The sequence below is a fragment of the Mucilaginibacter sp. UYNi724 genome (assembly GCF_054057495.1).
Genome location: NZ_JBSRZI010000009.1, coordinates 195,828 through 204,659, shown reverse-complemented (window position 1 = coordinate 204,659; position 8,832 = coordinate 195,828). Strand labels below are relative to the sequence as shown.

Here is an 8,832-nt window from a genome sequence, read left to right as displayed (position 1 = left end):
GCTAATAAACCAGATTCATGATTGACCAGGTGATTAAATTGCGCAGGCGTGAGCTTTTCAAACTTTTGTAAATACCAGGCTACGCCCGGATCAAGATCGCCGGTACGGGTACTCATCGTTAAGCCTGATGCAGGCGTAAACCCCATACTGGTATCCAAGTTTTTACCATTTTTTACTGCGGCAAGACTAGCACCGCTACCCAAATGGGCAATAATGATCTTTCCTTTTGCTTTTTCAGCTCCTGCGGTCCGTTCAAACTCTTCCATTAGGTAGGAATAAGACAGTCCGTGGAAACCATATCGTTTAACCCCTTTATCACGATATTTTAACGGGATGGGTATCAGCTTGGCAAGATCTGGCATTGATGCGTGGAAAGAAGTGTCGAAGCAAGCTACCTGGTGAATATTCGGATAGCGTTTTCTAAATACTTCGATCAATTTGATCTCGACGGGCAAATGTTCAGGGTCATAAGGGCTTATGTCCTTTAGTTCTTTCAATAGCCTGTCGGTAATCTTTTCTGGCGCGGTATGTTCCATACCCTGAACTATGCGGTGGCCTATTGCCTTCACCCTTATAAATTCGGTTTCCTCTTCCAGCCAGTTAATCAGCCAATTTGAGGCTTCATTGTGGTCAGCGACAGGGATGTTAACCTGATGACTTTGGCTACTTTCTAAATGGATGAAGCTGAGTTTGGCATCACCGCTTCCGATGCCTTCCATTTCGCCGGAAAGTAATTGATTAAGCGTACCGTTAATTTCATATAAAGCATATTTTATACTTGAGGAACCTCCATTTATGGTAAGGAGACAGTCTTTAGCAAGCTTATTCATGAGCACTGAAATAAGGCTTAGTGAGCAAAACGCCGCCGATGTCAAGAAATAAGGTACTGATTTGATTTTCTTTTTTCATGCGGCATTTAATTATTAATGCAGCGAAGTTATCCTACCTCTTTAAATAATAATTTGATATACAGCACGCTATTAAATGATCTTAATCATTTAATTTACTTCGTAACTATTTTGATAATAGTATGGATCAACTCGAAATGAAAGTGGGACTTAATAAATGGGAAAGATGTACCGGAAGTATCCTACCCAGTCTCAAACAGCAAAGAATAAGGTAAACAACTATCTGCTGAACGTTTGGCTGATTCAATAAAAATGACGGACTTGAAGAACAGCTGGCTACTGCTAACAATTTGCAAAAGATACATTGCTTAACGAGCTTGATTCATTCAAAAGATTTCCGTCGAACTGCCGAAAGAAAGCTTCAGATCGATTCTTTAGGTGTTTTTGTAAAATGGTTTCCGGAAATGCCTTTTCGAAAGAAAAATATTGGAACTTAATCCGCTCCTGACTATGTAAATCCAGCCTTTTGTGTGCTTATATTCATCAATTTTTCTTGAGGTCAGCAACACTAACTTTTAATTCTATCTATTGAGCACTTTCTGGACGTCAGTTTACCAAATCATTTACTTTGCACCAAAGAAAGGCATGTATAACATCATTATATTTGAAAAGCAAGCGTAAAAGTCGTCCCTTTTTTTACTTTGCTTTCAAATTTTATCTGTCCATTCATAAGGTTAGTATACCTGGTTACGATATTTAAACCCAAACCAGTCCCGGGAATAGTTCCCGTATTATGGGCCCTAAAAAACGCCTCGAAAAGGTGTTTCTGATCATCATCTGGAATACCGATCCCATTATCCTTTACTACCAGCGTTAATACGCCATCATTTATAGTTGAATTGAATTCGATAAATGTTTCTTCACCGGAATATTTGATCGCGTTACTAATCAAATTTATCACGCAGTTCTTTAATAAGGACTGATCCATCTTCACTTTACTGGTGGTGCCGGAGTGTTGGAAAATGATCTTTTGGTTTTGCTTTGAGATCATCTGCATTTCCTCGGTGATGTTTTCACCGAATTCAACGATGTCAAACAGTGTTCGCGATGGTTCTACTTTTCCACTTTCCAATTTTTCCAGGGATAAAAAGTCATTCAGAATGGCGGTTAGGTTACCAACAGAAATCTTTATTTTACCGACATGTTTGTTAATGTTGGCATTGTCAAATGGCTTTGCATATTTATCGATCAGCGAAGCTGATAACTGTATCGAACTTAAGGGTGTCCGGAACTCATGCGATGCCATTGAAACAAAACGGCTTTTCAAGACACCTAATTCTTTTTCCTTTTCCAAAGACAGGCTTACTTCCGCTTTTCCATCTTCCGAAGTTTTGATTGATTTCTGTAACCTGACGTTGCTTATATCCAAGTTATTTAATAACTTTTTAAGTTCTGAAATATCGTAAAAAGTAACAATGGCTCCGTCTGCTTTTTTACTGCCCTTTTTCAAATAAGGCATAGTCATTACCTGATATATCTTACCGTCAACGTCTTCCGCTTCTCTGGTAATGGTTGTCTCTTCCAAAATTACTTGTTTGATATCATCCATTAACGTCTCAAATTTTATATTGGTAGTGATGTTGCTGAGGGGACGACCAATATCACTCTCGCGTATATTGATGTGCTTTACCGCTCCTGGAGAATATCTTTTTAAGAGCAGGTCACGGTCTACAAAAAGCTGGCCGTTGGTGTTGCTGCGAAAGTAATTATTCAGGTCGTCGTTAAGGTCGGTTAATTCATCAATGGTCATCTGGTGTTCCTTATTGATGGTCTGTAGTTCCTCGTTAACGGATTGAAGTTCTTCATTGGTACTTTGCATCTCCTCATTGGATGATTGCATTTCTTCATTAGCCGATTGCAGCTCTTCGTTGTAAGATTGCATATTTTCATCCGAGGACGCTATACTCTCTTGAGCTACTGCGAGACTATGTTTTAATTCGGCAATTTCCATTTCCATACTGATCAAATGCTCTTTAGTGATCTCATTGATATCCGCTGGGCTGATAATATTTTCTTCCCTGGCAACCGTTTTTGACTCTGACAAAATGACAAGCAGCAACCGTTTCTCCGAATTGTTTACATAAAAGGGGCTAATGGTGATATTGACTATAGTACTTTTTAAATTTTCGGCATCTTCAATGGTTACTTCTTTTAGTAACACTCTTTCATCCAGCATCAACGCCTTATGGGCCGCCGCCTTAAAAATAATAGATATACTATCTGGAAGCAGCGTATTCAAATCGAAATTAAAATTTTCATTTTTAAGGTAGGAATTAATATCACCGAATGATTGGATCACCGACAGGTTTTCATCAGTACAGATACCGGTAAGGCCGGATTCTTTATATAGGAAGGAATTGATCTGTTCCTCCAAAGCAGATCTGGAAGCCGGAAGAAGTGTCTTTTTATTCACTTCCTTATTATTTATTTTTGCCCCTTCGATCACATGAGACGAAAAAGAATCAAACCGGACCGCACGCCCGGTTTTATTACTTTTAAGTATGTTCCATTTTGTATTGATCTCTTCAAAATCTTCTTTTAATGTACCGGAATTTTCACTGGGGCCTAGGAACAGGTAGCCATTTTGTTTTAATCCAAAATGCATCATGGCAAACACTTTTTTCTGCGATACCGGGTTTAGATAGATGAGTAAATTCCGGCAGCTGATCAGGTCGATATTGCAGTAAGGTGGGTTTTTAACAAGGTCATGCTTGGCAAATACCAGCATTTTTCTGATCTCGTGCTTAATTTTGTAAGATACTCCATCTTTTGTAAAGTATTTATTTAACCTTTCTTTGGAAACTGTTTTTTCTATTGTAATTGGATAAATGCCTTTAGATGCGGTATCCAAAGCGGGTTTACTGATATCCGTTGCAAATATTTTAATTTCAAGTTCTTTTGGGTGTAGCGTCAAATATTCTTTCATAATAATAGCCATCGAATATGCTTCTTCTCCCGTCGCGCAACCAGCTATCCATATCTTCAATATTTCGTTGTTGTTTTTGATGATATCAGGGATTACTTTTTTTTCGATGATCTTAAAAGCATCAGGGTCACGGAAAAAGGATGTTACACTGATCAAAAAATCATTTGCCAGCAACCCGATTTCCGAGTGGTTATCTTTTAAATAATTATAGTATTTACTAACCTGATTAAAATTGTGCTCGGCCATTCGCTTAGTGATCCTCCTGATAATGGTCGGACGCTTATATTCCGAAAAATCCATTGGTAGGTTCGCTTTGATGAGGTTGAATATCTGCCCAAGCATCTCCTCAGTAATATCGTCCGGTTTTTGACCGGTAGGTAATGTCACTTTGCCCTCTTTTACATAATTTTCAATAATCTTAGGCATAGCCTCCGGTGACAGCACCAGATCGGCCGATTCAGTAGCGATAGCCGCCAGTGGCATCCCATCAAAGGCTGCAGTGGCGGGTTCCTGAACAAGCACAAGCCCCCCGGCATTTTTGATGGCTTCAATACCATTTGAACCATCATTGCCTGTACCGGATAGTATGACCCCTATGGCCTTATCTCCTCGCTCTTTCGCCAGGGAAGTGAAAAAATAATCAATCGTCATATATGGACGGGATTGATCTTTTTTATCAGACAGCAAGAGCCTGCCGTTTTCAACGGTCATGAATTTGGAACTTGGTATCAGGTAAACGGTATTAGGCTTAATGTCCACGTTTTCAATAGCCTCGATAACTTCCAGTTTGCTATGCTGTGCCAGTAGGTGGGCCATCTGGCTTTTAAAATCAGAGGACAGGTGCTGTATTAAGATATAGGAAACCGCGTCAAGCGGGGTATAATCAAAAAATGCGGAAATTGCTTCCAAACCACCGGCAGAAGCACCAATGGCTATAATGTATTGTTTATCGACAATTTTCACCATGATTTTTTGATTGAATTAAAACAAAGAAACGATAGAGGAGCAGTAACAAATCTAATGTAATTATTCTTGTATTTTTAAATATGATGCTTCTTAAATGAACGCCGTCTGTGCTTAACCTGATGACAAAAACCGGTCAGACGAGTTTCTTCGGAGTACCGAAGATAAATGAATTATTATTTTTAGATAATACCTGCTTAATTTGAAGGGAGAAAATGAATAGAGGAAAATTTGAAAGGTTCGATGATCAATTTTAACCAGCCACAGCTTTCCACCAGGTTCACGTATCGCTCGCTGGTTAGCATCGATACGGCTTACTCAGGAAACCTTAAACTCACTGGTCTCGACTGCGATTCGGCAAACATCTTTTAAGAAGAGCTGTTGGTCTGCAGCATGTACAATAACCTAACTTATCTAACTGGAAACGTGTAAAGTCGTTTTAAATCAATGCCGTTTTCCAGGCTGCTTTAGTCAAAGCCTTGTTGGCGGCAATGAGTCCGGTTAGACGTTTTCTTTTTTGTTTATTTGATTAGCGAGCCTTTTGTTGACGATATCAGTTCAATAGTTTTTTTGCCTTGTCCATATTTCGTTTTCCCGCGGTGAATAAAAGTATTAATATGCGCGCTCTGCACCATTTAAAACTATCGCAATTGTAACCGGTATATGAAAACTGTTTTACATTTTAAAAAACACGCTAAAAGAACAGCCTTCGCCTGGACTACATGTTACATCGATCTTACCGCCGGAGGCATTGACGATTTTCCTAATCAAATACAATCCGATACCCGTTCCTTCGGCAGTTTCATTGACCCGTTTGTACTTTTTAAAAATATGGTCTACCTCATCTTTTGTAATGCCGATGCCGTTATCTGTTATTGTCAACACAGTGTACTCACCTTCTATTTCTGTTTTGATGCTGATCTCCGGCAAACGGTCGGGTGAGCTAAACTTTATTGCGTTTGTGATCACATTAAACATAACACTTCGCAGATTTTTTTTTGCAAACCGAACTTCCTTTTTTCTAAAATCCGTATGAAAAATGGCTTTTGATATTTTTATTTTTTCAGATAGGGTCTCCTTGATTTCTTTAAAAAGTGCAGGAAAGCTTTCCAGTTTATCATCTGTATCTTCCGTTTCAATATAGCCAATCTTAGCCAGGTCACTGATGATGGCTTTGAAATTGTTAACTGCTTTATTCATCATGCCAGATAATTCCAAAACCTCCGGGTCCTTCGTGTCCAGTTTATCATTGAGTATTTCCAGCAACATCTCAATATTGACGATCGGGGCGTTCAGATCATGTGAAGCACCAAATACGAAATTATTTAAGTCGGCATTGATCCTGAGCAGGCTCTTATTACTGCCATCAAGGCTCTTGTTGCTAATATTCAGTTCCTTCAACAGCTTTTTCAGTTCTGTGATATCGTAAAAACTGATAATGGCACCATCTGCTTTTTTACTGTTTTTCTTCAGGTAAGGCATGGTCATGACTTGGTAGATTTTCCCATCCTTTGCCTCAGCCTCGCGTGTGATGGACTCCTCATCATTGATAACTTTTCTGACATCATCGATCAGCGTTTCGAATATGATGTTCGTCGTGATATTGCTGAGCGGGCGGCCAATATCGCTCTCTCGAATATTGATATGCGTCACCGCTCCGGGCGAATATCTTTTCAGCAGGAGGTCCCGGTCAACAAATAACTGGCCGTTAGTATTGCTGCGAAAATAGTTGTTCAGGTCGTCATTCAGATCGGTTAAATCGTCAATAGTCTGCTGATGATCCTTATTGACCGTTTGCAATTCCTCATTCACCGATTGCAACTCTTCGTTCGAACTTTGCATTTCCTCATTGGCGGACTGCATTTCTTCGTTAGCGGATTGCAGCTCTTCATTAAAGGACGACATATTTTCATTTGAAGAGGCGATGTGTTCATGGGCCACACCAAGTGTGTGTTTTAACTGGGCAACCTCCTGTTCGAGACTGATCAGGTGTTCTTTGGTCACTTCATTTATATCTTCCACACGGATCACATTTTCTCCTGCTATTTTGGTTTGGCTTTCTGTAAACAACACCAACAGTAAACGTTCTGCTGATCCGGTTATATTAAACGGGCGCAAAATGATATTGATCGTATGCTTTGATCTACCATTAGCTTCGACATCCAGTTGACTCATTATAACCCGTTCGTTTAGTTTCAGAGCTTTGTGAGCCGCCGCCCTAAAGGCGATGGAAATATGCTGCGGCAACAGGTCGTTCAGGTTGTGATTGAAATTGATATTTTTTAGATAAGGTTTTGTATTGCCAAAAGACCGAACGACCGAGAGATTTTCGTCGGTACAAACGCCGTTAAAATCGCCTTCTTTTAGCAAAGCTGAATTAACCTGGTCTTCGAGCTCAGATTTAGATACTGGAGTGCTGTTCTTTTTGCTTACTTCGATGGTAGTGGTCTTTAATTCTCCTACCCTGTGCGACGAAAATGTATCGAACCGGATAGCCCGTCCGGCTTTATTACTTTTGAATATATTCCATTTACCACTGATCTCACTAAAGCTGTCCTTAATAACAGTAGCACTCTCGCTGGGCCCTAAAAAAAGATAACCACCTTCCTTTAGCCCAAAATGCAACATGGCGAACACTTTTTGCTGTAAAGCGGTATTGAGATAGATCAACAGGTTCCGGCAGCTGATCAGGTCGATGTTACAATATGGTGGATTTTTTGTTAAGTCATGCTGCGCGAAGATCAGCATTTTCCGGATCTCATGCTTGATTTTGTATGATGTCCCTTCCTTGTCAAAAAACTGCTGAAGTCTTTTCTTTGATACTGTTTTGGTGATGCTTTCCGGATAAACTCCCTTTGAAGCGGTATCCAGTGCCGCTTTGCTTATATCTGAAGCAAATATTTTGACTTCGATATTTTTGCTGTTTTTATTTAAATATTCCATGATAAGTATCGCCAAGGAATACGCTTCTTCGCCAGTGGCGCAACCGGCCACCCAAATTTTTAACACATCAGTATTGTTTTTTTTGATGATATCCGGGATAACGGTTTCTTCGATGATCTTAAACGCTTCCGGGTCGCGGAAGAAGGAAGTCACACTGATCAGAAAATCATTGGCCAATAAGGTGATCTCTGTAGCATTCCCTTTTAAGAATTGATAGTATTTATCTACTTTGTTAAGGTTATAGTGCACCATTCGCCGTTTGATCCGCCGAATAATCGTAGGGCGTTTATAATCTGAAAAATCCAGAGGCATGTTGCCTTTGATCAAGCTAAATATATTATCAAGTTCCTTTTCGCTGATTTGTTCAGCAGCTTGGTCGGTCAACAGCTCAAGAATGCCGTCCTTTACATAGTCTTCGATGACCTGGGGCATAGCCTGGGGTGAAAGGATCATATCTGCGCAGTCAGTCGCTATAGCAGCAAGTGGCATGCCATTGAAACTCGCGGTAGCAGGATCTTGAATTAATACGATACCGCCAGCTTTTTTGATTGCTTCAATTCCTTTCGAACCATCATCGCCGGTCCCTGATAAAACAATTCCGATAGCCTTGTTGCCGCATTCCTTGGCCAACGACGTAAAGAAATAGTCGATCGTCATGTGTGGCCTTGGTTGATCTTTTTTGTCTGAAAGGATCAGCCGGCCTTTTTTAACGGCCATAAACTTAGAACTTGGTATCAGGTAAACCGTATTGGCTTTGATATCCACATTTTCTATCGCCTCGACGATCTGTAATTTACTATGTTGAGCCAATATTTGCACCATTTGGCTTTTAAAATCTGCGGATAGGTGCTGGATCAGGATATAAGATACGGAGTCCAGAGGAGTATAATCAAAAAAGGCGGAGATAGCTTCTAAGCCTCCGGCGGATGCGCCAATGGCAATAATATACTGTTGATTGATCATTTTGGCCATGGGCTATAAAAGGTTTATATTAATACAACCTGAATGTCTCGTAATTGTTACAAGCTAATTTATTTATTTTCAGGGATTTAGATATTTTAAAAACTGTAGTAACCGCAAAAAGGCCCGCTT

The 8,832-nt window shown here is 40.0% G+C and carries 3 protein-coding genes; all 3 read right to left on the bottom strand.

The window, feature by feature from the left end; genetic code table 11:
- The coding region (locus tag ACVW0P_RS14715; protein ID WP_457132760.1) for an acetate/propionate family kinase at nt 1–830 on the bottom strand (830 nt) is incomplete at its 3' end.
- Between the two features lie 676 nt (nt 831–1,506).
- The gene (locus ACVW0P_RS14710; RefSeq protein ID WP_128532123.1) at nt 1,507–4,800 is read right to left on the bottom strand and encodes a CheR family methyltransferase; all 3,294 of its coding nucleotides are present in this window, start codon (nt 4,798–4,800) and stop codon (nt 1,507–1,509) included.
- A gap of 672 nt (nt 4,801–5,472) precedes the next feature.
- A complete protein-coding gene (locus ACVW0P_RS14705; RefSeq protein WP_457132759.1) occupies nt 5,473–8,712 on the bottom strand; it encodes a CheR family methyltransferase in 3,240 nt (1,079 codons plus the stop codon).
- Between the last annotated feature and the right edge of the window lie 120 nt (nt 8,713–8,832).